The 25494-nt window shown below is 61.4% G+C and carries 16 protein-coding genes and 1 riboswitch; of the genes, 9 read left to right on the forward strand and 7 right to left on the reverse strand.

What is annotated here, in order from left to right; genetic code table 11:
- Positions 1–28: 28 nt before the first annotated feature.
- Entirely contained in the window at positions 29–1138 is a 1110-nt protein-coding gene (gene malK, locus N6G83_RS20105) for a maltose/maltodextrin ABC transporter ATP-binding protein MalK (protein ID WP_025304462.1), read from the reverse strand.
- Positions 1131–2102, reverse strand: coding sequence for an alpha-amylase family glycosyl hydrolase (locus N6G83_RS54820; RefSeq protein ID WP_164099891.1), 972 nt, complete (start codon positions 2100–2102; stop codon positions 1131–1133). The genes malK and N6G83_RS54820 overlap by 8 nt, the downstream gene beginning before the upstream one ends.
- 358 nt (positions 2103–2460) lie before the next feature.
- Here N6G83_RS54820 and malE point away from each other — a divergent pair, with 358 nt between their 5' ends.
- From malE to malG, 3 genes are read left to right on the forward strand one after another with little or no spacing between them, the layout of a single operon-like run.
- Entirely contained in the window at positions 2461–3654 is a 1194-nt protein-coding gene (gene malE, locus N6G83_RS20120) for a maltose/maltodextrin ABC transporter substrate-binding protein MalE (RefSeq protein ID WP_025304464.1), read from the forward strand.
- Positions 3655–3711: 57 nt separating this feature from the next.
- Entirely contained in the window at positions 3712–5289 is a 1578-nt protein-coding gene (gene malF, locus N6G83_RS20125; protein ID WP_149570345.1) for a maltose ABC transporter permease MalF, read from the forward strand.
- A gap of 11 nt (positions 5290–5300) precedes the next feature.
- The gene (gene malG, locus N6G83_RS20130) at positions 5301–6191 is read left to right on the forward strand and encodes a maltose ABC transporter permease MalG (protein ID WP_025304466.1); all 891 of its coding nucleotides are present in this window, start codon (positions 5301–5303) and stop codon (positions 6189–6191) included.
- An 85-nt stretch (positions 6192–6276) separates the two neighbouring features.
- On the opposite strand, the gene psiE is transcribed toward malG, so the two are convergent.
- A complete protein-coding gene (psiE, locus tag N6G83_RS20135; RefSeq protein ID WP_015379238.1) occupies positions 6277–6684 on the reverse strand; it encodes a phosphate-starvation-inducible protein PsiE in 408 nt (135 codons plus the stop codon).
- Between the two features lie 225 nt (positions 6685–6909).
- On the opposite strand from psiE, the gene N6G83_RS20140 reads away from it, so the two are divergent.
- On the forward strand, positions 6910–8343 hold the full coding sequence (locus tag N6G83_RS20140) for a capsule assembly Wzi family protein (protein ID WP_043139652.1): 1434 nt from the start codon (positions 6910–6912) through the stop codon (positions 8341–8343).
- 60 nt (positions 8344–8403) lie between these two features.
- Here the strand turns inward: N6G83_RS20140 and pgi are convergent, their stop codons facing one another.
- The gene (gene pgi, locus N6G83_RS20145; protein WP_004936690.1) at positions 8404–10050 is read right to left on the reverse strand and encodes a glucose-6-phosphate isomerase; all 1647 of its coding nucleotides are present in this window, start codon (positions 10048–10050) and stop codon (positions 8404–8406) included.
- 229 nt (positions 10051–10279) lie between these two features.
- Between pgi and N6G83_RS20150 the strand changes: the two genes are divergently transcribed.
- The 5 genes from N6G83_RS20150 (at position 10280) to N6G83_RS20170 (ending at position 21806) form a co-directional block, all read left to right on the forward strand.
- On the forward strand, positions 10280–12088 hold the full coding sequence (locus N6G83_RS20150) for a cation:proton antiporter (protein WP_260515787.1): 1809 nt from the start codon (positions 10280–10282) through the stop codon (positions 12086–12088).
- A gap of 52 nt (positions 12089–12140) precedes the next feature.
- Positions 12141–12334, forward strand: a riboswitch (Lysine riboswitch).
- A 107-nt stretch (positions 12335–12441) separates the two neighbouring features.
- The gene (gene lysC / locus N6G83_RS20155; protein WP_025304470.1) at positions 12442–13809 is read left to right on the forward strand and encodes a lysine-sensitive aspartokinase 3; all 1368 of its coding nucleotides are present in this window, start codon (positions 12442–12444) and stop codon (positions 13807–13809) included.
- Positions 13810–13951: 142 nt separating this feature from the next.
- Positions 13952–14869 (forward strand): ketopantoate/pantoate/pantothenate transporter PanS, encoded by a 918-nt coding sequence (gene panS, locus N6G83_RS20160; protein ID WP_025304471.1) that lies wholly within the window; start codon positions 13952–13954, stop codon positions 14867–14869.
- A gap of 385 nt (positions 14870–15254) precedes the next feature.
- Positions 15255–16934, forward strand: a complete 1680-nt coding sequence (locus N6G83_RS20165) for a ShlB/FhaC/HecB family hemolysin secretion/activation protein (RefSeq protein ID WP_043139641.1) — start codon at positions 15255–15257, stop codon at positions 16932–16934.
- 45 nt (positions 16935–16979) lie between these two features.
- Positions 16980–21806: a hemagglutinin repeat-containing protein gene (locus tag N6G83_RS20170; RefSeq protein ID WP_260515789.1), complete on the forward strand. Its 4827-nt coding sequence runs from the start codon at positions 16980–16982 to the stop codon at positions 21804–21806.
- Between the two features lie 47 nt (positions 21807–21853).
- On the opposite strand, the gene N6G83_RS20175 is transcribed toward N6G83_RS20170, so the two are convergent.
- The 3 genes from N6G83_RS20175 to N6G83_RS20185 form a co-directional block, all read right to left on the reverse strand.
- On the reverse strand, positions 21854–23503 hold the full coding sequence (locus tag N6G83_RS20175) for a Na/Pi cotransporter family protein (RefSeq protein ID WP_016930295.1): 1650 nt from the start codon (positions 23501–23503) through the stop codon (positions 21854–21856).
- A gap of 207 nt (positions 23504–23710) precedes the next feature.
- Positions 23711–24703, reverse strand: coding sequence for an ABC transporter ATP-binding protein (locus N6G83_RS20180; protein WP_025304474.1), 993 nt, complete (start codon positions 24701–24703; stop codon positions 23711–23713).
- A 4-nt stretch (positions 24704–24707) separates the two neighbouring features.
- Positions 24708–25493, reverse strand: coding sequence for an ABC transporter permease (locus N6G83_RS20185; RefSeq protein ID WP_025304475.1), 786 nt, complete (start codon positions 25491–25493; stop codon positions 24708–24710).
- Position 25494 lies beyond the last annotated feature (1 nt).

The following is a 25494-nucleotide window of genomic DNA, read 5'->3' on the forward strand; positions in this document are numbered from 1 at the left end:
ATTCTCCTGTTATACCGACTTTGATGCTTTAAACGCCCGGCTCCTGGTGCAGCCGTTTACATGCCGTACCGTCTTCACGGAACAGGTGGCAGCGGTGAGGCGGCAGGCCGATGGCGAATGTGGCACCTTCTTCTACCAGCACCACGTCATTCTGGCGGTACACCAGGTTTTGACGGATGGCCGGGATTTGGATGTGGATTTGCGTCTCGTTGCCGAGCTGCTCCACCACCTGTACGTCGCCGGTAAGCCGCACTTCTGAGGCTTCGCCGGGCAGCAGATGTTCAGGGCGAATGCCCAGTGACAGGTTGGCGCCGGGTTGAACGCCCGCGCCTTCCACCGGCAGCCAGACCAGCTGGCGGTTGGGCAGTTCGACCTGCACCTGTTGCGGCTCCGCCGCGGTCACCTTGACCGGCAGGAAGTTCATCTTCGGCGAGCCGATAAACCCGGCGACGAAGCGGTTGGCCGGGTAGTGATACAGTTCCAGCGGCTTGCCGACCTGCGCCACGCGACCGGCGTCGAGCACCACGATCTTGTCGGCCAGCGTCATCGCTTCGACCTGATCGTGGGTGACGTAAATCATGGTGCGCTGCAGGCGCTTGTGCAGACGGGAGATCTCGATGCGCATCTGTACCCGCAGCGCGGCGTCGAGGTTGGACAGCGGTTCGTCGAGCAGGAATACGTCCGGTTCGGCCACCAGCGTGCGGCCGATCGCCACGCGCTGACGCTGCCCGCCGGACAGCGCCTTCGGCCGCCGGTCGAGCAGGTGCGCCAGCTGCAGCACCTCGGAGACCTGGTTCACCCGTTGGTTGATTTCCGCTTTCTTGGCGCCGGCCAGCTTCAGGCCGAACGACATGTTGTCCGCCACCGACAGGTGCGGATACAGCGCATAGGATTGGAACACCATGCCGATGCCGCGCTCGGAAGGCGGCACCTCATTCATACGTTTCTCGCCGATCAGCAGCTCGCCGGAGGTGATGTCCTCCAGCCCGGCGATCATGCGCAGCAGCGTCGATTTACCGCAGCCCGAAGGCCCGACAAACACCACAAACTCGCCGTCTTCGATGGTCAGATTGACGTCTTTGGAAATCACGGCCTCACCGAAGGCCTTATAAACGCTGCGCAGTGTCACGCTAGCCATGCGTTACTCCCCTGCTTTCGCAGTTAACATGTCGTGTGAAAATGGCGGAGGCAAAGCCCGCCAAAACCCATTGATGACCCTCTTGCTGCGCGCCGTGCTGCCATGCCAACGGCAAGGTCGCCTCAGACGGCGCGGCCGCCTGAGTATAAGGCTGCAGGTTTATCAGCGCTTCAAGGCATTGATCCTGATGGGTAATAAGTAAGCGCACCACGCCGTCCCGCTGGCTGACTCCGTTCAGTTCGCCGCGCTGGATGAGCGGCGAACGACGCAGGGCCAACAGCGCCTGGCAGTAACGTAAGGTGGAGTGGCTGTCGTGCTGTTGGCGGCTGATGGCCAATGCGCGGTGTTCGATCGCCACCTGTTGATACCAGCTGATTTCGCCGGCGGTGACCTGTTCGGGGGCTTCGTGCCACGGCATCGGCGTTTGCGCGCCGCGCGGATCTTGCAGGCCGGCGGCATGCGGCAGCCCCAGCTCCTCGCCCTGATACAGGCAGATTGGCGCCGGTAGCATCGCCAGCAGCGTCAGAAAGGCGGCGGCGGAACGCAGGTCGCCCTGCCCCCAGCGGCTGACCACCCGGGGCTGATCGGCGTCCCCGGTGCTCCACAGGCTGTCCGCCAATGTGGTACGACGGGCGTGCAGCACCGCCACCAGCTTCTCCGCGCTGAACGGCATCACGTCCAGCGCCAGCGCACCGTGGGCGAACCGCCGCGGCGCGACGGCATTGCGAACGCGGTTGGCTTCATCGCCGTACCACAGCGTCAGCCCTTCGCCCGTCACCGTCGCCTCGGCCCCCGGCGCCAGCGTCTGCGGCAGCAACAGGCCGTCGATCGACAGCGCTTTCAGATACGGCAGCGCCGCCAGCATGCCGTGCGCGTCGCCCACGCCGTCCCCGTTTCCGTCACGGAAACTGGCCGGATGGATCCGGTACAGGGTGGGCTGAGTAGCGATAGGCATTGACGACATAAATCCGGTATCCCTGCTGCGCGTGGCGTTGAAAATCAATGGGCCGATAGTGCGGGAGTCGCCGGAAAGGGTAATCATCCGTAACAGGATTTTTCATGGGGGAGGAGGCGGGAGGATGAGAGAACGACCGCGGCGATGAGAAGTTCCGCGCTTAAGGCAATTCTGTGATCCGGCTGGCAAAAATCGCCCCCCCATTTTGTGCCTGACGCCACAGAATAGAGCGCAACGTTAACTGGATCACACTCCTCATCTCAGGGGCGTAGAGGGGGGGAGGATGAGAATATGTCGCGTTGTGACCCACTATTACCGCGAAACGTCTCTCCTTGATTTATGTGCCCACAAAAAGAAGGACTGGATTATGACTCGCAGCATTACCCTCGCCCGCACGCTGGCACTCTCGGCACTGGCCACCCTGGTGCTCTCTTCTTCCGCCTTCGCCAAGATCGAGGAAGGCAAACTGGTTATCTGGATCAACGGCGACAAGGGCTATAACGGCCTGGCCGAAGTCGGCAAGAAATTCGAAAAAGACACCGGCATCAAAGTCACCGTCGAGCACCCGGACAAGCTGGAAGAGAAATACCCGCAGGTGGCCGCCACCGGCGACGGCCCTGACATCATCTTCTGGGCCCACGACCGCTTCGGCGGCTATGCGCAGTCCGGCCTGCTGGCCGAAATCCACCCGTCCAAAGCCTTCCAGGACAAGCTGTTCCCGTTCACCTGGGACGCCGTGCGCTATGACGGCAAGCTGATCGGCTACCCGATCGCCGTCGAAGCGCTGTCGCTGATTTATAACAAAGACCTGGTCAAACAGCCGCCGAAGACCTGGGAAGAAATCCCGGCGCTGGACAAACAGCTGCGCGCCAACGGCAAGAGCGCCATCATGTGGAACCTGCAGGAACCCTACTTCACCTGGCCTATCATCGCCGCCGACGGCGGTTATGCCTTCAAGTATGAAAACGGCAAATACAACATCAAGGATGTCGGCGTCGCCAACGCCGGTTCGCAGGCCGGTCTGCAGTTCATCGTCGATCTGGTGAAAAACAAACACATCAACGCCGATACCGACTACTCGATCGCCGAAGCCGCGTTCAACAAAGGCCAGACCGCGATGACCATCAACGGGCCGTGGGCCTGGAACAACATCGAGCAGAGCAAAATCAACTACGGCGTGACGCTGTTGCCGACCTTCAAAGGCAAGCCGTCCAAGCCGTTCGTCGGCGTGCTGACTGCCGGCATCAACGCCGCCAGCCCGAATAAAGAGCTGGCGACCGAGTTCCTCGAGAACTACCTGTTGACCAACGAAGGGCTGGCGGACGTCAACAAAGACAAGCCGCTGGGCGCGGTGGCGCTGAAGTCCTACCAGGAAGCGCTGGCCAAAGATCCGAAGATCGCCGCCACCATGCAGAACTCGCAAAACGGGGAAATCATGCCGAACATCCCGCAGATGAGCGCCTTCTGGTACGCCGAACGCAGCGCGGTGATCAACGCCGTCAGCGGCCGTCAGACGGTGAAAGCCGCGCTGGACGACGTGCAGACCCGTATCACCAAGTAACGACGTCGTGCGGGGTGCCACGGTGCCCCGCCGTTGCTTCACAGAAAGGAACGCCCTATGCAATTCGCTCACGCCGGGACGCCCGCGCGTAAAAAATCGAAGTGGTGGCAAAGCGACGCGCTGAAATGGCTGGTGGTCGGCCTGTTCAGCCTGGTGACCTGCTACCTGATTGTGTTGATGTATGCACAGGGTGAATACCTGTTCGCCATCCTGACGCTGATCCTGGTCAGCGCCGGGCTTTACGTCTTCGCCAACCGCCGCGCCTACGCCTGGCGCTATGTGTATCCCGGCGTCGCCGGCATGGGGCTGTTCGTCCTGTTCCCGCTGATTTGCACCATCGCCATCGCTTTCACCAACTACAGCAGCACCAACCAGCTGACTTTTGAACGCGCGCAATCGGTGCTGATGCAGCGCCAGTTCCAGAGCGGCCAAACCTTTACCTTTGGCCTCTACCCGGCGGAAAACCAGCAGTGGCGCCTGCAGCTGACGCCACCGGACAGTGAACAGCCGCTGATCTCCGAGCCTTTCCGCCTCGACGCCGCCGCGCCGCAAACCCTGAAACTGACGGCGCAGAACGCCGCGCCGCAGGGCGAACGCGCCACGCTGCGGGTGATTACCCAGAACCGGCAGGCGCTGAGCCAGCTGGTGGCGCAACTGCCCGACGGCGGGGAATTGCGCATGAGCTCCCTGCGCCAGTTCTCCGGCACCCGCCCGCTGTATGCGCTGGACAAAGACGGCAGCACGCTGACCAACAACCAGACCCAGGTACGCTACCGGCCAAACGGCGACACCGGCTTCTATCAGGCGATCAACGCCGACGGCGGCTGGGCGCAGGAAACCCTGAGCCCGGGTTATACCGTCACCACCGGCTGGAAAAACTTCCTGCGGGTGCTGCAGGACGAGGGCATTAAGAAACCGTTCGTGTCGATCTTCATCTGGACCATCGTGTTCTCGGTGATGACGGTGATCCTCACCGTGGCGGTCGGCATGGTGCTGGCCTGCGTGGTGCAGTGGGAGGCGCTGAAAGGCAAGGCGATCTACCGCGTGCTGCTGATCCTGCCCTATGCGGTGCCGTCATTCATCTCGATCCTGATCTTCAAAGGCTTGTTCAACCAAAGCTTCGGCGAGATCAACATGATGCTCAGCCATCTATTCGGCATCAAACCGGCCTGGTTCAGCGATCCGCTCACCGCCAAGAGCATGATCCTGATCGTCAACACCTGGCTCGGCTACCCCTACATGATGATCCTGTGCATGGGGCTGCTGAAGGCGATCCCGGACGATCTGTACGAAGCCTCGGCGATGGACGGCGCTAACCCGTGGCAAAACTTCTTCCGCATCACCTTCCCGCTGCTGATCAAGCCGCTGACGCCGCTGATGATCGCCAGCTTCGCCTTCAACTTTAACAACTTCGTGCTGATCCAGCTGCTGACCAACGGCGGCCCGGACATGATCGGCACCACCACGCCGGCCGGCTATACCGATCTGCTGGTCAGCTACACCTACCGCATCGCCTTCGAAGGCGGCGGCGGGCAAGACTTCGGGCTGGCGGCCGCCATCGCCACGCTGATCTTCCTGTTGGTGGGCGCGCTGGCGATCCTGAATTTAAAAGCCAGCAAGATGAACTTCGATTAGGGAGAATAACGATGGCCATGGTTCAACCCAAGTCCCAGCGCCTGCGCCTGTGGATCACCCATATTTTGATGCTGTGCTTTATCGCCCTGATCATGTTCCCGCTGCTGATGGTGGTCGCCATCTCGCTGCGCGCCGGCAACTTCGCCACCGGCAGCCTGATACCGGAAACCCTCTCCTGGGATCACTGGCGGCTGGCGCTCGGCTTCAGCGTCACCCACGCCGACGGCAGCGTGACGCCGCCGCCGTTCCCGGTGCTGCTGTGGCTGTGGAACTCCATCAAGATCGCGGCGATCACCGCCATCGGCATCGTGACGCTGTCCACCACCTGCGCCTACGCCTTCGCCCGTATGCGCTTTCGCGGCAAGAGCACGTTGCTGAAAAGCATGCTGATCTTCCAGATGTTCCCGGCAGTGTTGTCGCTGGTGGCGCTGTACGCCCTGTTCGATCGCCTGGGCCAGTACATTCCGTTTATCGGCCTGAACACCCACGGCGGCGTGATCTTCGCCTACATGGGCGGCATCGCGCTGCACGTCTGGACCATCAAGGGCTATTTCGAAACCATCGACAACTCGCTGGAAGAAGCGGCAGCGCTGGACGGCGCCACGCCGTGGCAGGCATTCCGTCTGGTGCTGCTGCCGCTGTCGGTACCGATTCTGGCGGTGGTGTTCATTCTGTCGTTTATCGCCGCCATCACCGAAGTGCCGGTCGCGTCGCTGCTGCTGCGCGATGTGAACAGCTACACGCTGGCGGTGGGGATGCAGCAATATCTCAACCCGCAGAACTATCTGTGGGGCGACTTCGCCGCCGCCGCGGTGCTGTCGGCGATACCGATTACCGCCGTGTTCCTGCTGGCGCAGCGTTGGCTGGTGGGCGGCCTGACGGCCGGCGGCGTGAAGGGGTAATTTGTGCCACTGCAGTGCGTTTGATGTCTTTCCGCGATAGCGGTAATCCTGTGTCTTTGGCGGCCTTTGGCCGCCATTTTTATCGCTACTCCCGTTTCAGCCGGTCGGTATTGGCCAGATAGAGCGTCACCACCAGCACCAATATCGCCGCGGCGTAGATCAAGGTATCGATGGGGTTTTTGTGGTCCACGATAATCAAACGAATAATCGCGGTAATGCCAATGTAAATAAAATAGCGCAACGGGAAATGATAACCCGACTCAAAATACTTGACGATCAAGGCGATAAATTCAAAGTACAGGAAATAAATCACGATACCTTCAATCAACAGGTAAGAAGACGACTCTTCGCTGTTGATAAATAACACCTTCGCCAGATGGATGGTTTCCTTGACCAGAAACACCACCAGAATTGCCGCCAGCAGCAACAAGCCCACGTTCAGCACTCGCTGCAGTCCTTTCGCTATCATTATCGAACGCGACGTTTTTGCCATAAAACCTCTCTCTGAATACCGCTTATATGATTCAACCGTGCCAATATAGGCATTGTCTTAAAAATTATGCCCCGCGCGAAAGCACTTTAAACCCCATTTAATTCATAAAGTTATAATAAGATGTTTCTGGCTTATAGATTTGTAGCAAATCGAAATGTCAACTATCATGGGTCACAGAGATCTTTACATAAAACCAATAACCTCGAATTAACAAGGGAATTCTTTATGCGCGCTAAACTTAACGGACTGGTCGCTGCGGGCCTGTTTACCTGTGCATTGTCCGGCCACGCCGCCGGCCTGGTAGCCCCTGACAACGATCTGCGTAACGATCTCGCCTGGTTGTCTGACCGCGGCGTTATCAACGTCAGCCTGTCCACCTGGCCGCTGAGTCAAGAAGAGATCAGTTCCGTTATCGCGCAGGCCAAGCCGGTGACCAACACCGAGAAAAACGTCATTGACCGCGTACAACGTCGTGTCGATGCCCTGAAAGCCAACATCCGCGTCAGCGGTTACGCGTCGACCGATAAACCCGGCACCCCGCAGGGCTTCGGCCAAAACGAGTACGCCGACGATCGCCTGACCATCGGCGCCGGCGCCAACGGCGAGTTCTGGGACGTGCGTCTGCAGGGCTCGGTGGAAGGCGATCAGCGCGTCAGCGACGGTTCCAAATTCAATATGAACGGCTCCTACGGCGCGGTGAAAATCTGGAATCAGTGGCTCTCCTTCGGCGAGGTTTCCCAGTGGTGGGGACCGGGCTACGACGGCAGCCTGATCCGCTCCGACGCCGCGCGCCCGGTGGCCGGCTTTATGCTGCAGCGCGCCGACCAATCACCGTTTGAAACCCCGTGGCTGTCGTGGATCGGCCGCTGGCAATATCAATTGTCCGCCGGCCAGCTGTCGCAGTACAGTTCTGTCCCACATACCAAATTGTTTGGCGGCCGTTTCACTATGATGCCTACCGACTTTCTGGAGTTGGGCGCTTCACGCGTCATGATGTGGGGTGGTGAAGGCCGCCCTCACTCCTGGAGTTCCTTCTGGGATGGCGTAACTGGCAACGATAACACCGGCGATCCGAAAAACGATCCGGGCAACCAACTGGGCGGATTTGACTTCAAACTCAAGCTGCAGCCGCTCATCGGTCTGCCGGTCAGCCTGTATGGCCAAATCACCGGCGAAGATGAAGCCGGTATGCTGCCTTCGCATAATGCCTATCTGTTGGGCCTGGAAGGGCACCCAGAGTGGGGTCCAACGACCATCAACTGGTATATCGAAGGGTCGGATACACGCTCCGATGGCCACGACAATAATGTGATGTATTACCACTACGTCTACAAGGGCGGTTACTACCAGCAAGGTTATCCGCTGGGTCATGCGATGGGCGGAGACGGCCAAATGCTGTCCGGTCGCGTGGAAATGGTGCTGGACGATGGCCAACGTTGGAGTACCCGACTGGTGTACGCCAAAGTGAACCCGAACAACCAAACTATCAACCGGGCGTTCCCGCGTTCCGATACGCTGAAAGGCATTCAGCTCGGCTGGGGTTACAGCTTCGATTCTCAGGTTAAATTCGATACCAGCCTGTGGTACACCGACAACGATCACAGCACCGCCGATGACGTGGGCGCGGGCGTCAGCTTCGAAGTGCCAATCAATCTGTAACTTTCGCAGACGTAAAAAAACCCGCCGCGGCGGGTTTTTTATTGGCTTCAGCTCAGGCGCTTAGCGCCATTCCTTGAAGCGGTTGATCAGCGCATTGGTCGAGCTGTCGTGACTGCTGATTTTCTCGCTGCCCGCCAGCTCCGGCAGGATGCGGTTAGCCAGCTGTTTGCCCAGCTCCACGCCCCACTGATCGAAGGTGAAGATGTTCAGGATCGCGCCCTGAGTAAAGATCTTGTGCTCGTACAGCGCGATCAGGCTACCCAGGCTGAACGGGGTGATTTCACGCAGCAGGATCGAGTTGGTCGGACGGTTGCCTTCAAACACTTTGAACGGCGCCACGTGTTTAACCTGCTCAGGGGTTTTACCCTGCGCCGCGAACTCCGCCTCCACCACTTCCAGCGACTTGCCGAACGCCAGGGCTTCGGTCTGCGCGAAGAAGTTGGACAGCAGTTTGGCGTGGTGATCGCCCAGCGGGTTATGGCTGATGGCCGGCGCGATGAAATCGCACGGCACCAGCTTGGTGCCCTGGTGGATCAACTGGTAGAACGCATGCTGGCCGTTGGTGCCCGGCTCGCCCCAGATGATAGGGCCGGTCTGGTAATCCACCGGATTGCCGTTGCGGTCGACGTACTTGCCGTTGGATTCCATGTTGCCCTGCTGGAAGTAAGCGGCAAAACGGTGCATGTACTGATCGTACGGCAGAATGGCTTCGGTTTCGGCGCCGAAGAAGTTGTTGTACCAGATACCGATCAGCGCCAACAGCACCGGCAGGTTTTTCTCCGCCGGCGTTTCGGCGAAGTGCTTGTCCATGGCGTGCGCGCCGCTCAGCAGCTGCTCGAAGTTGTCGTAACCGATGGACAGCGCAATCGACAGACCGATCGCCGACCACAGGGAGTAACGGCCCCCTACCCAGTCCCAGAACTCGAACATGTTGTCGGTATCGATGCCGAACTCGGCCACCGCTTTGCCGTTGGTGGACAACGCAGCGAAGTGCTTGGCCACGTGCTGTTGATCGGCGGCGCTGCTCAGGAACCAGTCGCGCGCGCTGTGGGCGTTGGTCATGGTTTCCTGAGTAGTGAAGGTTTTGGAAGCCACCAGGAACAGCGTAGTTTCCGGATTCAGCGGCTGCAGCGTTTCGGCGATGTGGGTACCGTCAACGTTGGAGACGAAGTGCATGTTCAGGTGGTTTTTATACGGGCGCAGCGCTTCGGTCACCATGTAAGGGCCGAGATCCGAACCGCCGATGCCGATGTTCACCACGTCGGTAATCGGCTTGCCGGTGTAGCCTTTCCACTCGCCGCCGATGACGCGCGCGCAGAACTGTTTGATCTTGGCCAGCACCGCGTTCACTTCCGGCATCACGTCTTTGCCGTCGACCAGGATCGGGCTGTTGCTGCGATTGCGCAGGGCAATATGCAGCACCGCGCGATCTTCGGTGCGGTTGATCTTCTCACCGGCGAACATCGATTTGATGGCGCCTTGCAGATCGGTTTCTTTCGCCAGCGCCTGCAGCTTCTCCAGGGTTTCCTGCGTGATGCGATTCTTGGAATAGTCCACCAACATTTGATCGTTGAAGGTCGCGGAGAACCTGGAGAAACGATCGCTGTCCTCGGCGAACAGGTCGGCGATCCGTACGTCTTTCATCTGTGCATAATGTTGCTGCAGGGCTTGCCAAGCAGCGGTTTGACTAGGATTGATATTTTTCATAGCAACACTCTTAGGCTTGAGAATAAAAATGACGCGTTTGTCCGATTGTAGCCTGTTCGACTGTGATTATGATCGCTTTTCTTGCGATAGGCGCTAACTGTCAACGCATTGCCGCCTCGTTTCAGCTTTCACTCTATACTTTTGGCTAACGGCCTGTTATCGGGGTTGCCGAATTGTCATCAGGCTGTGTCATCGTTACTTATTTCGTCATTTGAAAGGGATCTCGCTTATGGAATTATCCGCCCCGCTTATGTTGGTGCTTATCGGCCTGGCGTCGCTGCTGGCGCAGTGGCTGGCCTGGCTGCTGCGTCTGCCGGCCATTTTGCCGTTGCTGCTGTTCGGCATCGTGCTCGGCCCGACGGTGCATCTGGTGCAGCCGGATCTGCTGTTCGGCGATCTGCTGTTTCCACTGGTGTCGCTGTCGGTGGCGATCATCCTGTTCGAGGGGGCGCTGACGCTGCGCTTCGAGGAGATACGCGGCCTCGGCGGCGTGGTGCGTAATCTGGTCACCGTCGGCATGCTGGTCACCTTTCTGGTCATCAGCCTCGCCAGCTGGTGGTTGCTGGATTTCCCGCCGGAGCTGGCGGCGCTGATCGGCGCGGTGACGGTGGTGACCGGGCCGACGGTGATCGCTCCGCTGATGCGCGTGGTGCGACCGAACGCCAACATTAACCAGGTGTTGCGTTGGGAAGGGATCGTCATCGATCCGGTTGGCGCCATCTTCACCCTGCTGGTGTTCGAGTTCATCGTACTGAAGCAGAATGCGGAGTCCTATACCCACCTGTTTTGGACGCTGGGCGTGACTGCCGCCGTCGGCCTTATCGCCGGCGCGCTGTTCGGCTACCTGCTCGGCCTGGCGCTGCGCCGCGTCTGGCTGCCACGCTACCTGCAGAACCTGGCGGTGCTGGCGATCATGCTGACCGCCTTCGGCGTTTCCAACGCCATCGCCGACGAATCCGGCCTGTTGACCGTCACGGTGATGGGCATCTGGCTGGCCAACATGCGCGACGTCGATACCAGCGATATTCTGGCGTTCAAAGAAGAACTGTCGGCGATCCTGATCTCGGCGCTGTTCATCATTCTGGCGGCGCGGCTCGACATCCAGGCGCTGTGGAACATGGGCTGGCCGCTGCTGCTGCTGCTGCTGGCGGTGCAGTTCATCGCCCGGCCGCTGTGCATCGCGGTCTCGACCTGGCGCTCTTCCCTGCATTGGCGCGATCGGCTGCTGCTGTGCTGGATCGCCCCGCGCGGCATCGTGGCCGCGGCGGTCAGCTCGCTGTTCGCGCTGACGCTGCAGCGCAGCGGCTATCAGGGCGCCGACCGGCTGGTGACCGTGGTGTTCGCCATCATCATCGGTACCGTGGTGTTGCAAAGCCTGACCAGCGGCATGATGGCGCGCTGGCTGCGGGTGCAGCAGCAAAAGCCGCGCGGCGTACTGATCGTCGGCGCCAACAGCGTGGCGCGCATGCTGGCGCAGGCGCTGATCAAGCTGAACGTGCCGGTGATCGTCACCGACAGCAGTTGGGAATACTACCGTCAGGCGCGTATGGACGGCATTCCGGCCTATTATGGCCACGCCTACTCCGAACACGCCGAGAACTACCTCGATCTGAGCAATATCGCCCAGGTGTTGGCGCTGTCGCCCAATCGCCACCAGAACGCGCTGGCGGTCTACCACTTCGGCCATCTCTTCGGCGAGGATCACGTGTTTGCCATCCGTTCGGGGGCGCCGCTGAAAGGGCGCGGCGCCAGCGCGGAAAGTTCGCGTTTCCGCCGGCATGAAATTTTATTTAATCAGGAAGCCACCTACGGCCGCCTGAGCAGCCTGCTTGCCAGGGGGGCCACCATCAAAGCGACCAAATTGAACGAAAATTTCGGTTGGCTGGAGTATTTGGAGAAACATCAGGGCGTTATCCCGCTATTCAGCCAAAAGGAAGACGGTTCTCTGCAACCGATTGGCGCCGGTTCCACGCCCACGATGCCCTGTACGCTTATCGCGCTGGTACAAGATGAAAATCCCTCACCGTCTGTACGTTGACAGAATGGCGATAACCGGCTATTCCTAACAGCCTACTTGCGCACCCGGTGCGCAAGCCAGAAGAGGCGCGTCGCCCAGGTAGAGTGTCAGAGGAGCCGTTTCTCCGTTGACGGCACCCGAGGGGGAGCGACGCCGAGGTACGATAATGGCCGGCCATTATCGTATCGACTACAGGGGCTGAATCCCCTGGGTTGTCACCAGGGGATCGCCACAGGGCGATCGACAAGGTGGGGCGCTTCTGGGTGTATCGTAGCCTGACCTCTACGCCTGCCCCCTGTTTACCGCTCTCCCCTTGTGCCAAGGCTATGGAATTACAGTGCCCCAAACGGGCATCCCTGACACGAGGTTTCTACATGAACCAAGCAGTACCCCAGAATTCCACCGTGGTAGCCAAGTTCGGCGGCACCAGCGTCGCCGACTTTGAAGCCATGAACCGCAGCGCCGACGTCGTGCTGGCCAACCCGCAGGTCCGCCTGGTGGTGTTGTCCGCCTCGGCGGGCGTCACCAACCTGTTGGTCGCCCTGGCCGAAGGCTGCGAGGCCGACAAGCGCAACTACCAGCTTGATGAAATTCGTCGCATCCAGTACGCCATCCTCGATCGCCTCGCGGCGCCTGCGGTGATCCGCGACGAGATAGACCGCCTGCTGGAAAACATCGCCATGCTGTCGGAGGCCGCGTCGCTGGCCACCTCGACGGCGTTGACCGACGAGCTGGTCAGCCATGGGGAGCTGATGTCCACCCTGCTGTTCGTGGAAATCCTGCGCGCCCGCAACGTGCAGGCCGAATGGTTCGACGTGCGTAAAGTGATGCGCACCGACGATCACTTTGGCCGCGCCGTGCCGGACAGCGCCGCGCTCAGCGAACTGGCCCGGACGCAGTTGCAGCCGCGCCTGCAGGAAGCGCTGGTGGTCACCCAGGGCTTTATCGGCAGCGAGCCGAAAGGCCGCACTACCACGCTCGGCCGCGGCGGCAGCGACTATACCGCCGCGCTGCTCGGCGAGGCGCTCGGCGCTGGCCGGGTAGATATCTGGACCGACGTGCCGGGCATCTACACCACCGATCCGCGGGTGGTGCCGGCGGCCAAGCGCATCGACAAAATCGGTTTCGAAGAGGCGGCGGAAATGGCCACCTTCGGCGCCAAAGTGCTGCATCCGGCCACCCTGCTGCCGGCGGTGCGCAGCGACATTCCGGTGTTCGTCGGCTCCAGCAAGGATCCGGCGGCCGGCGGCACGCTGGTGTGCAACACCACCGAGAATCCGCCGCTGTTCCGCGCACTGGCGCTGCGCCGCAAGCAAACGCTGCTGACGCTGCACAGCCTGAACATGTTGCACGCGCGCGGTTTCCTGGCCGAGGTGTTCAACATCCTGGCGCGCCATAATGTCTCCGTCGATCTTATCACCACTTCGGAAGTCAGCATCGCGCTGACCATGGATACCACCGGCGCCACCTCCGTCGGCGGCAGCCTGCTGACCACCTCACTGCTGACCGAACTGTCGTCGCTGTGCCGGGTGGAAGTGGAAGAAAACCTGGCGCTGGTGGCGATCATCGGTAACCAGCTGTCGCGCGCCTGCGGCGTGGGCAAAGAGGTGTTCGGCGTGCTCGATCCGTTCAATATCCGCCTGATCTGCTACGGTGCCAGCAGCTATAACCTGTGCTTCCTGGTGCCGGGCGAAGAAGCCGAACAGGTGGTGCGTACCCTGCATCACAACCTGTTCGAATAAGTCATTATCCCTGATTGCGGGCGCAGCATGCTGCGCCCCTGCGTCTAAAAAATCCGTTCAAAACCTGCAGGGGTTCAGCCTGTTGAACCCGCAAAAAACACAACCACACCCATCGTTCTCAATCTGGCTAAGGAAAACCTGCATGTTGGCTCTACTCACGCGTTTATTCCCCCTGTGGGCGATACTGCTGTCCGTCGCCGCCTATTACACGCCGACCACCTTTACCGGCATCGGCCCCTACGTCAGCCCGCTGCTGATGCTGATCATGTTCGCCATGGGCGTCACGCTGCGACTGGACGACTTCAAACGCGTGCTGGCGCGCCCCGGCCCGGTGGCGGCCGGCATCTTCCTGCACTATCTGATCATGCCGCTGGCGGCCTGGATCCTGGCGATGCTGTTTCGCATGCCGCCGGATCTGTCCGCCGGCATGGTGCTGGTGGGCAGCGTGGCCAGCGGCACCGCCTCCAACGTGATGATCTATCTGGCCAAGGGCGACGTGGCGCTGTCGGTGACCATCTCGGCGGTCTCAACGCTGGTGGGGGTGTTCGCCACGCCGCTGCTGACCCGCCTGTACGTCGACGCCGAGATCAGCGTCGATATCATGGGCATGCTGTTGAGCATTCTGCAGATCGTGGTGATCCCGATCGGCCTGGGCCTGATCGTCCACCATACCCTGACCAAAACGGTAAAGCGCATCGAGCCGCTGCTGCCGGCGCTGTCGATGGTGTGCATTCTGGCCATCATCAGCGCGGTGGTGGCGGGCAGCCAAAGCCATATCGCCTCGGTCGGTCTGGTGGTGATCGTCGCGGTGATCCTGCACAACGGCATCGGCCTGCTGAGCGGCTACTGGGGCGGCAAACTGTTCGGCTTCGACGAGTCCACCTGCCGCACGCTGGCGATCGAAGTCGGGATGCAGAACTCCGGGCTGGCAGCCACGTTGGGCAAAATCTATTTCTCGCCGCTGGCCGCGCTGCCGGGCGCGCTGTTCTCGGTCTGGCACAACCTCTCCGGTTCGCTGCTGGCAGGGTATTGGTCCGGCCGCCCTATCAAGAAAAAATAAACCGCCTGTCGGGACGCAAACAATTGCGTCCCGTTTCTTCCCTGCGAAATTTCGTATTTCCCACTGGTCGGATTGTCATAATTTCCCTCATCCCCTATCATCCGTGAAAAATAAAAATTCAGATTCTTCCTATCCATGCCGATAATGTTGGCAAGAGGAAGAGACGTTCTACTTTTTTTAATTAATTAAGTCACCAGGGTTGCCCGCCATAAAAGAAGCAGCCTAATTATTATTTAGATATATACCCACCGTCTTATTTGCTGCGGCAAATCAAGATACCTCGCAATGTGCATGTCGCTCATTATTTCGGGCCGGCCCTCGGCCGCCCGTGGTTAACCTCATGGATTGGGCTGGCTGCCCCGGCGGCCTCTCATAATGGATTACAATGATAAAAAAAATCACCGCCTTGACGCTGTTGGTCAGCACGGCCCTTTCCGCCGAAACCCTGCCGGATGCCCACATGATGCGGGATATGTCGATGGGCGAGTCGCGCCGCGCGCTGCAAGACAGCACGCGTGAAGTCAACCAGTTGATTGAGCAACGCCGTTACCAGCAGCTGAAGCAGCAACGCCTGCTGGCGGAGCCGGAGCCGGCCGCGCCCGCCCTGCCGCAGTCCGCGCAGTGCCTGCCGATCGCCGGCGTTTATCTGCAGGGCGTCACCCTGCTCTCGCCGAGCGATTTATCCGCCCTGAGCGCGTTGCCGGAACAGTGCATCAGCAGCAACGATATCAATCGCCTGACCCGTGAATTAACGCGTCTTTATGTGCAAAAGGGCTATATCACCGCGCGCGTGCAAATTGTTCGCCCTAATTCACAAGGAGAATTGGGGTTAAGCGTCACCGAAGGATTTATCGAGAAAATAGAAGGCGGCGATCGCTGGGTCAACAGTCGTTTATTATTTCCGGGGCTGGAAGGCAAGCCGTTGAAATTAACCGAACTCGACCAGGGATTGGATCAGGCCAACCGTTTGCAATCGAATACCACCAAGCTGGATATATTGCCCGGCCATCAGGTTGGCGGTTCGGTTATTCGTTTGCGCAACCAGCATGCCAAGCCCTGGCTGATTACCGCCGGCACGGATAATTACGGCCAAAAAAGCACCGGCCAGTGGCTGGCACGTGCCACCGCCACGCTGGACAGCCCGTTCGGCCTGTCGGACTTCGTCAGCCTGAACGCCAACAGCACGCTGGAAAACCCGGCTCACCGCTATAATCGCGCCTATACCCTGCTCTATTCGCTGCCGTACGGCGCGTTCACCTTCAGCGGGTTCGCCAGCTTCTCGTCCTATGAGAACCACCAGCAGCTGCCGCACAACGTGGTCAAACTGCACGGCCAGACCCAACAGTACGGTCTGCGCAGCGACTACGTGTTTTACCGCGATCACGATCAGATAGACAGCCTGAGCGGACAGCTGACCTACAAGCGCATCGATAACTACTTCGAAAGCGTGCGCCTCGAGGTCAGCAGCCCCACGCTGACCCTGGCCGAGCTGAGCGCCAGCCACCTGCAGATTCTGCCCAACGGGGTGTTCAGCGCCAACCTCAGCGTCGAACAGGGCCTGCCATGGCTGGGCGCCGATCGCCACCCGAGCTCGGTGCACCTCGACAGCCAGTTCACCAAAGGCAAGCTGTTCGCCAACCTCAGCCAGCGTCTCAAGCTGGGTGACGCCACCTATCAGCTCAACAACCTGTTCTATGGCCAGTACAGCCGCGACCCGCTGCCCGGCGTGGAGTGGCTGAGCCTCACCGATCGCAGCGCCGTACGCGGCTTCAGCCGCAGTACCCAGTCCGGCGACAACGGCTGGTATCTGCAGAATACGCTGTCGCGCAGCTTCAATTTAGGCGCCGCCACGCTGACGCCGCGCCTTGGCGCCGACGTCGGCCGCATTTTGCCGCGTCAGGATAACTCGGGCTGGCGCAGCAGCGCCGGGCTGAGCAGCGGCGCCACGTTACGCTACCGCCAGGCGCTGGTCGATCTGGAGGTCAGCCGCGGCTGGATCTTGTCGAACCACGCCACGCCCGAGGATCCCGTTCAGGTGCTGGCGCGCTTTTCTTACACCTTTTAATCAGCAGTTTTGCAGGACCCCACGGCAATATACGGAGATACATGGATGAAAAATAATAACTTCAGACTTTCGGCGGCAGGCAAACTGGCCGCCGCGCTGGCGATAATTCTCGCCGCTTCCACCGGCGCCTACGCCGGAGAGATCGTCGCGGCCAACGGCGCCAACGGCCCCGGCGTTTCCACCGCCGCCACCGGCGCCCAGGTGGTCGACATCGTCGCGCCGAACGGCAGCGGACTGTCGCATAACCAATACCAGGACTTCAACGTCAACCAACCCGGCGCGGTGCTGAACAACTCCCGCGAGGCGGGGCTGTCGCAGCTGGCCGGGCAACTGGGTGCCAACCCGAATCTGGGCGGACGCGAAGCCAGTGTGATCCTTAATGAAGTGATCGGCCGCAACCCGTCGCTGCTGCACGGCCAGCAAGAGATCTTCGGCATGGCGGCCGACTACGTGCTGGCCAACCCGAACGGCATCAGCTGCCAGGGCTGCGGGTTCATCAACACCAGCCGCTCCTCGCTGGTGGTCGGCAACCCGCTGGTGGAAAACGGCCTGTTGCAGGGCTACAGCACCCTGGGCAACCGCAATACCCTGAGCCTCAACGGCACCCTGAACGCCAGCGGCGTGCTGGATCTGATCGCACCGAAGATAGACAGCCGCGGCAACGTCATCGTACAAGACTTCACCCACCGCAACGGCAAAGTGACGCCGGCGGCGATCAACGCCATCAGCGGCCTTAACCGCGTGGCGCGCGACGGCAAGGTGCTGGCCAGCGAACAGCCGACGACCGCGCTGGACAGCTACTACCTCGGCAGCATGCAGGCCGGGCGCATCAACATCATCAACACCGCGCAAGGCAGCGGCGTGAAGCTGGCCGGCACGCTGGCTGCCGGCGACGAACTCAAGGTGAAAGCCTACGATATTCACAGCGAAAGCCGCATTGAAGATGCCAGCAGCAACAAAAACGGCGGCGATAACTATCAAAATTACCGTGGCGGCATCTACGTCAACGATCGCAGCAGCAGCCAGAAGCTGACCCGCACCGAGCTGAAAGGCAAGAACATCAGCCTGGTGGCGGATAACCACGCGCACCTCACCGCCACCGATATTCGCGGCGAAGACATCACCCTGCAGGGCGGCAAGCTGACGCTCGACGGCCAGCAGTTGAAGCAAACTCAAGGTCACACCGACGACCGCTGGTTCTATTCCTGGCAATACGACGTCACCCGCGAACGCGAGCAACTGCAGCAGGCGGGCAGCACCGTCGCCGCCAGCGGCAACGCCAAACTCGTCAGTACTCGGGAAGACGTGAACCTGTTGGGCGCCAGCGTCAGCGCCGACCGGGCGTTGAGCGTCAAAGCGGCTCGCGATGTGCACCTCGCCGGGCTGGTGGAGAAAGATAAGTCCAGCGAACGCGGCTATCAGCGCAACCACACCTCCAGCCTGCGCACCGGCAGTTGGAGCAGCAGCGACGAAAGCGAAAGCCTGAAGGCCAGTGAACTGCGCAGCCAGGGCGAACTGACGGTGAAAGCTGGCCGCAATGTCTCGACTCAGGGTGCCAAGGTCCACGCCCAGCGCGATCTGACGATCGACGCAGATAACCAAATCCAGGTCGGGGTGCAGAAAACCGCCAACGCCAAAGCGGTGCGCGATGACAAAACCTCCTGGGGCGGCATCGGCGGCGGCGACAACAAGAACAACAGCAATCGCCGCGAAGTCAGCCACGCTTCCGAATTGACCAGCGGCGGCACCCTGCGCCTGAACGGTCAGCAAGGCGTCACCATTACCGGCAGCAAGGCGCGCGGCCAGAAAGGCGGCGAAGTCACCGCCACCCACGGCGGCCTGCGCATCGACAACGCGCTGAGCACCACCGTGGACAAAATCGACGCGCGTACCGGCACCGCCTTCAACATCACCAGCAGTTCGCACAAGGCCGATAACAGTTATCAGAGCAGCACCGCCAGCGAGCTGAAGTCCGACACCAACCTGAAGCTGGTCAGCCGTAAGGACACCGACGTGATCGGCAGCCAGGTCGCCAGCGGCGGCGAGCTGAGCGTCACGTCGCAGACCGGCAATATCAACGTCAAGGCCGCCGAGCAGCAGCAGAACATCGACGAGCAGAAAACCGCGCTCACCGTCAACGGCTACGCCAAAGAAGCCGGCGACAAGCAATACCGCGCCGGTTTACGCATCGAACACACCCGCGACAGCGAGAAAACCACCCGCACCGAGAACCGCGGCGCCACCCTCAGCGGCGGCAGCGTGAAACTCGACGCGGATAAGGACGTGACCTTCAGCGGATCCAAATTGGTCGCCGACAAAGGCGACGCCAGCGTCAGCGGCAATAAGGTTTCGTTCCTGGCGGCGGACGACAAAACCACCTCGAATACCGAGCAGACCAAGGTCGGCGGTGGTTTCTACTACACCGGCGGCATCGACAAGCTCGGCAGCGGTGTGGAGGCCGGCTACGAGAACAGCAAAACACAGGCGCAGAGCAGCAAGGCCGTCACCTCCGGCAGCGACGTCAAAGGCAACCTGACTGTCAACGCCCGTGACAAGCTGACCCAGCAAGGTGCGCAGCACAGCGTCGGCGGCACCTATCAAGAAAACGCCGCGGACGTCGATCACCTGGCCGCTGCCGACACCACCAGCAGCAACACCACCAAAACCGACGTCGGCGTGAACATCGGTGCCAACGTCGATTACAGCGCCGTGACCCGTCCGGTCGAGCGTGCGGTCGGCAAGGCGGCCAAGCTGGACGCCACCGGCGTCATCAACGACATCGGCGGCATCGGCGCGCCTAACGTCGGCCTGGATATCGGCGCACAGGGCGGCAGCAGCGAAAAACGCAGCAGCAGCTCGCAGGCGGTCGTCAGCTCGGTGAAAGCCGGCAGCATCGACATCAACGCCAAAGGCAAAGTGCGCGATCAGGGCACGCAATATCAAGCCAACAAAGGCGCGGTCACGCTGACGGCGGACAGCCACCGCAGCGAAGCTGCGACAAATCGTCAGGAAGAGCAGAGCCGCGATACCCGCGGCAGCGCCGGCGTGCGCGTCTACACCTCCACCGGCAGCGATCTGACCGTGGACGCCAAGGGCGAAGGCGGCACCCAGCGCAGCAACAGCAGCGCCAGCCAGGCGGTGACCGGCTCGATCGACGCGGCCAACGGCATCAACGTCAACGTGAAAAAAGACGCGGTCTATCAGGGCACCGCGCTGAACGGCGGCAGCGGTAAAACCGCCGTCAACGCCGGCGGCGATATCCGCCTTGATCAGGCCAGCGACAAGCAGAGCGAAAGCCACAGCGGCTTTAATGTCAAAGCCTCCGCCAAGGGCGGTTTCACCGCCGACAGTAAAAACTTCGGCGCCGGGTTCGGCGGCGGCACCCACAACGGCGAAAGCAGCAGCAGCACCGCGCAGGTCGGCAACGTCAGTGGCCAACAGGGCGTTGAGCTGAAGGCGGGCCGCGATCTGACGCTGCAGGGCACCAACGTCAAGAGCCAGGGCGACGTCAGCCTGAGCGCGGGTAACAAGGTCGCACTGCAGGCGGCGGAATCGACCCAAACGCGTAAGGAAAGCAAGCTGTCCGGCAATATCGATCTGGGCGCCGGCAGCAGCGACAGCAAGGAAAAAACCGGCGGCAACCTCTCCGCCGGCGGCGCCTTCGACATCGCCAAGGTGAATGAGTCCACGACCGAGCGTCAGGGCGCCACTATCGCCTCAGACGGCAAGGTCACCCTGTCCGCCAACGGCAAAGGCGATAACGCACTGCATCTGCAGGGGGCCAAAGTCAGCGGCGGCAGCGCCGCGCTCGAGGCGAAAAACGGCGGCATCCTGCTGGAGTCCGCCAAAAACGAGCAGCATAAGGACAACTGGAGCCTGGGCATCAAAGCCAACGCCAAAGGCGGCCAAACCTTCAACAAGGACGCCGGCGGCAAGGTCGACCCGAACACTGGCAAAGATACCCACACGCTGGGTGCCGGTCTGAAGGTCGGCGTGGAACAGCAGGATAAAACCACCCACGCCAACACCGGCATCACCGCGGGCGACGTGGCGATCAACAGCGGCAAAGACACCCGTCTCGCCGGCGCGCGTGTCGATGCCGACAGCGTACAAGGCAAGGTGGGCGGCAATCTGCACGTTGAAAGCCGCAAAGACGTTGAGAACGGTGTGAAGGTCGATGTGGATGCCGGCCTGAGCCACAGCAACGATCCGGGCAGCAGCATCACCTCCAAGCTGTCGAAGGTCGGCACACCGCGTTACGCCGGTAAGGTGAAAGAGAAACTGGAGGCCGGAGTGAACAAAGTGGCCGACGCCACCACCGACAAGTACAACAGCGTGGCGCGTCGCCTCGATCCGCAGCAGGACACCACCGGCGCGGTCAGCTTCAGCAAGGCCGACGGCAAAGTCACGCTGCCGGCAACGCCGACCGGCGAAAAACCGCAAGGCCCGCTGTGGGATCGCGGCGCACGCACCGTCGGCGGCGCGGTGAAAGACAGCATCACCGGGCCGGCCGGTCGCCAGGGGCACCTCAAGGTCAATGCCGACGTGGTGAACAACAACGCGGTCGGCGAGCAATCGGCGATCACCGGTAAGAACGGCGTGGCGCTGCAGGTCGGCGGCCAAACCCAACTGACCGGCGGCGAGATCCGCAGCCAGCAAGGCAAGGTGGAACTGGGCGGTAGCCAGGTCAGCCAGCAGGACGTCAACGGCCAACGCTATCAGGGCGGCGGCCGCGTCGATGCGGCGGCCACGGTTGGCGGCCTGGCCGCCGGTGCGGCGAAACAGGGCGTTGACGGCAACGTGCCGTTCGTCAGCGGCCATGCCTCAACAAAACAGGCGGATGCCAAAGCCGGCGTGTTCAGCGGCAAATAACGCGCCTTTCCTGCACAACGCCCCCGGTTAAAACCGGGGGCGTTTTTTTACAGCGTGCTCGGGGTGTCTTCCCAGTCGCGATCGTCGTCCTTGGCATCCTGATCCAACACGTTGTAAGCCACCGCGCAGAACAGCGAGTTCAGGCGCTTCATGTCCCCCAACAATCCCAAATGCAACGAACTGGTCTCGATGCTCTGCACGTTTTGCTGGTGCAAACGATCGACGTGCGCGTGCGCGTAGCGGCGATCCAGAATGCGGAAGCGGTGCTTGGAACGGCGCAGGCGTTTGGCGCTGGTGACGTCGCCGGACAGGAACACCGACAGCCCCAGGCGCAGGTTGCCGATCAGCCGTTCGTGCAGCCCGTCCAGCTCCGCCAACCCTTCCGCCGAGAAGGCGCGGCGCGCGGCGTGCGACTTGGCGCCCACGTCGCCGGCCATGCGCTCGATGATGTCGCCCGCCTGTTCCAGGTTGAGCGCCATTTCGATGATCTCCGCCCAGCGGCGCGAGTCTTCCTCGCCCAGATCTTCCTTCTGGATCTGCGCCAGATACAGCTTGATGGCGGTGTACAGCACGTCGACGTCATCGTCGAGGCGCCGCACCTCTTTATCGACCCCCTGCTTACCGTGCAGCACTTCACGTTGCAGGATCATCATGTGTTCCACCACGTCGCCCATGCGCAGCGTTTCGCGCGCCGCATTGGCCAGCGCCAGCGTCGGCGTGTCCAGCGCGCTGGCGTCCAGATGGCGCGGCCGCATGCGCGGATCGTCGGCCGCTTCGTCGACGATCAGCCGCTCGCACAGCGTCGCCATCGGCCCGGCCAGTGGGATCATCACCAGGCAGCGGATCAGGTTGTAGAACACGTGGAAATAGATCACCAGCTCTTCGCTGCCGCCCGGCAGCTGAGCCATCAAATCCGCCAGATAGGAGACGAACGGCAGCACCAGTATGCAGCCCACCAGCTTGAACAGCAGGCTGCCGAGCGCTACGCGCCGCCCGGCGGCGTTCTGCCCGCTGGCGTTGATCATCGCCAGCAGGCCGCTGCCGAGGTTGGCGCCGATCACCAGACAGAGCGCCACCTTCAGAGAAATCACGCCGGTGGCGGTCAGGGTGGCGGTCAGCAGCACCGCCGCCAGGCTGGAGTAGCTGACGATGGCGAACAGCGCGCCGGTCAGGGCGTCCAGCATCACGTCGCCGGTCAGCGACGAGAACAGCACTTTCACCCCGGCCGCCTGGGTGATCGGCGTGGCGGCGGCGACGATCAGCTCCAGCGCCAGCACGATCAGCCCAAGGCCGATCAGGACGCGTCCGATCTGGCCGATCCGCATTTGCTTGCGGCTGAGGAACAGGAAGACGCCGACCAGGATCAGCAGCGGCGACAGCCAGGAAAGATCGAAGGTCAGCACGCGCGCCATCAGCGCGGTGCCGACGTCGGCGCCCAGCATGATCACCAGCGCAGGCGCCAGCCCCACCAGCCCCTGCGCGACGAAAGAGGTCACCAGCAGCGCGGTGGCGTTGCTGCTTTGCACCAGCGCGGTCACGCCGATGCCGGAAACGAACGCCAGCGGTTTTTTCTCAACGCTGTCGCTCAACACGCGCCGCAGATTGGCGCCGTAAACCCGCATGATCCCGGTGCGCACGATGTGGGTACCCCACACCAACAGCGCCACGGACGAAAGCAGGTGAAGAAGGGTCAGCACGGAAGATACGCTCCATTAACGCCCGGCCAAAGGAGGCTGATACCCGATGCTTGTCACGCGACGCAGAGAGGCGAGCCAAAGGATGACGGGTACAGCGCGCGGTCCCGCCTGCCGGGCGTGGGTCTGGCAGGACAGCGGGCGGGCGGCAGACCGCAGAAGAGAAGGGTTAATGCGGCGGCGGGAAGGCCCCGGCGCCGCGCTGCGAAGTCATGCAACTTCCCGCAATACAACAGGTTCCAAGTGTAGCCCAATTTCCGCGCCGTCGGGCCGCAGGTCGGCCACCGAACGGTTGAGCACGTCAACCAGCAATTCTATCTCGCAAACCTGAATCCGATACCGTACCACATTCCCGAGCAAACTGTGACCCAGGATCACCCCACCGATCCCCTGTCCGGCCGGCAACAGGCCGATAGACTCGGGGCGGATCGCCACCTTGCCGACATAGCTGCGCCCGGTCAGTTGGGCGGCCTGTTCGGCGGTCAACAGGTTATAGTTGCCGATAAATCCGGCGGCGAAGGCGTCCGCCGGCTGGGTATACAAGGTTTCCGCGTCGCCGCTCTGCACGATCTGCCCCTTGTTCATCAGCACGATGCGATCCGATAGGGTCAACGCCTCTTCCTGATCGTGGGTGACGAAGATCGCCGTCAGGTTCAGCTCGCGTTGAATGCGCCGGATCTGCTCGCGCAGGTGTTTGCGGATACGCGCGTCCAGCGCCGACAGCGGTTCGTCGAGCAGCAGCAGACGCGGGCGAGTGACCAGCGATCGTGCCAGCGCCACGCGCTGACACTGGCCGCCCGACAGCTGATGCGGATAGCGCTTTGCCAGATCGCTCAGCTCCACCAGCGCCAGTACCTCCTGCACCCGCTGGCCGATCTGCCCGGCCGCCAGCTTCTGCATTTTCAGGCCGAAGGCCACGTTGCCTTCCACCGTCATATTGGGGAACAGCGCATAACTTTGGAACACCATGCCGATGCCGCGCTTTTGCGGCGCCAGCGGTACCAGATCCTGGCCCTGCAATAAAATTTGCCCGCTGTCGACCGGTGTCAGGCCGGCCAGGCAGCGCAGCAGCGTCGATTTGCCGCAGCCGCTCGGCCCCAGCAGGGTGACGAACTCCCCCTCTTCGGCGGTGAAATCGATATCCTGAAACACCTGGGTCTGGCCATAGTGTTTGTTCAGGCGGGTGACGTTGAGATAAGCCATCGGGTTAGCCCTTGTTTTTATTCAGCAAGTTCGCCAGCCAGGTGACGAGCAGCACCACGGCGAAATAGGAGATGACCAGCGCGCTGGTGAAATGCCCGCTGCCGTTGCGCATATTAAACAGGTAGACCTGCAGCGTTTCATACTGGCTGCCCACCAGCAGGTTGGCGAACACGAACTCGCCGATCAGGAACGAGAACGACAGCAGCACGGCGATCGTTCCGCCCTTGCGCAGGTTCGGCAGCACCACCCACAGCGCCGCCTGCCAGGTACTGGCGCCGAGCAGGTGCGCGGCGTCCATCAGATCGCGCAGGTTGATCGCCTGCATGTTGTTGCTGATGGCGCGGTAGATAAACGGCAGCGCGATGGTGAAATAGCAGCCCACCAAAATCCAGGGGGTGCCGAGCAGCGGCAGCGGATCGGCGGCGAACAGCTGCATCAGCCCCACCGCCGACACCACCGGCGGCACGGCGAACGGCAGCAGGATCAGCACGTTCATCACCGCGTCCAGTTTGGGAAAGTAGTAAGCGATCACAAACATCGCCGGCAGGATCACCACCACCGACAGCAGCAGCGTGCCGAAGCAGATCAGCAGCGAGTGCCACAGCGCCTGCAAAAAGCGCGGGTCGCTCCACAGCGCCGTCAGCCACTTCAGGGTAAAACCGTCCGGTAAAATGGTGGCGCCCCACTGGGTGGCCAGCGCATAAATCAGCGTCGCCGCCAGCGGCAGCAGCAGGATCAGCAGCAGCAGGCCGGTCACCGTGCGGTGATAGAGGCGTTCAGCACGCGACATG

It is taken from the genome of Serratia sp. PL7 (assembly GCF_945957435.1).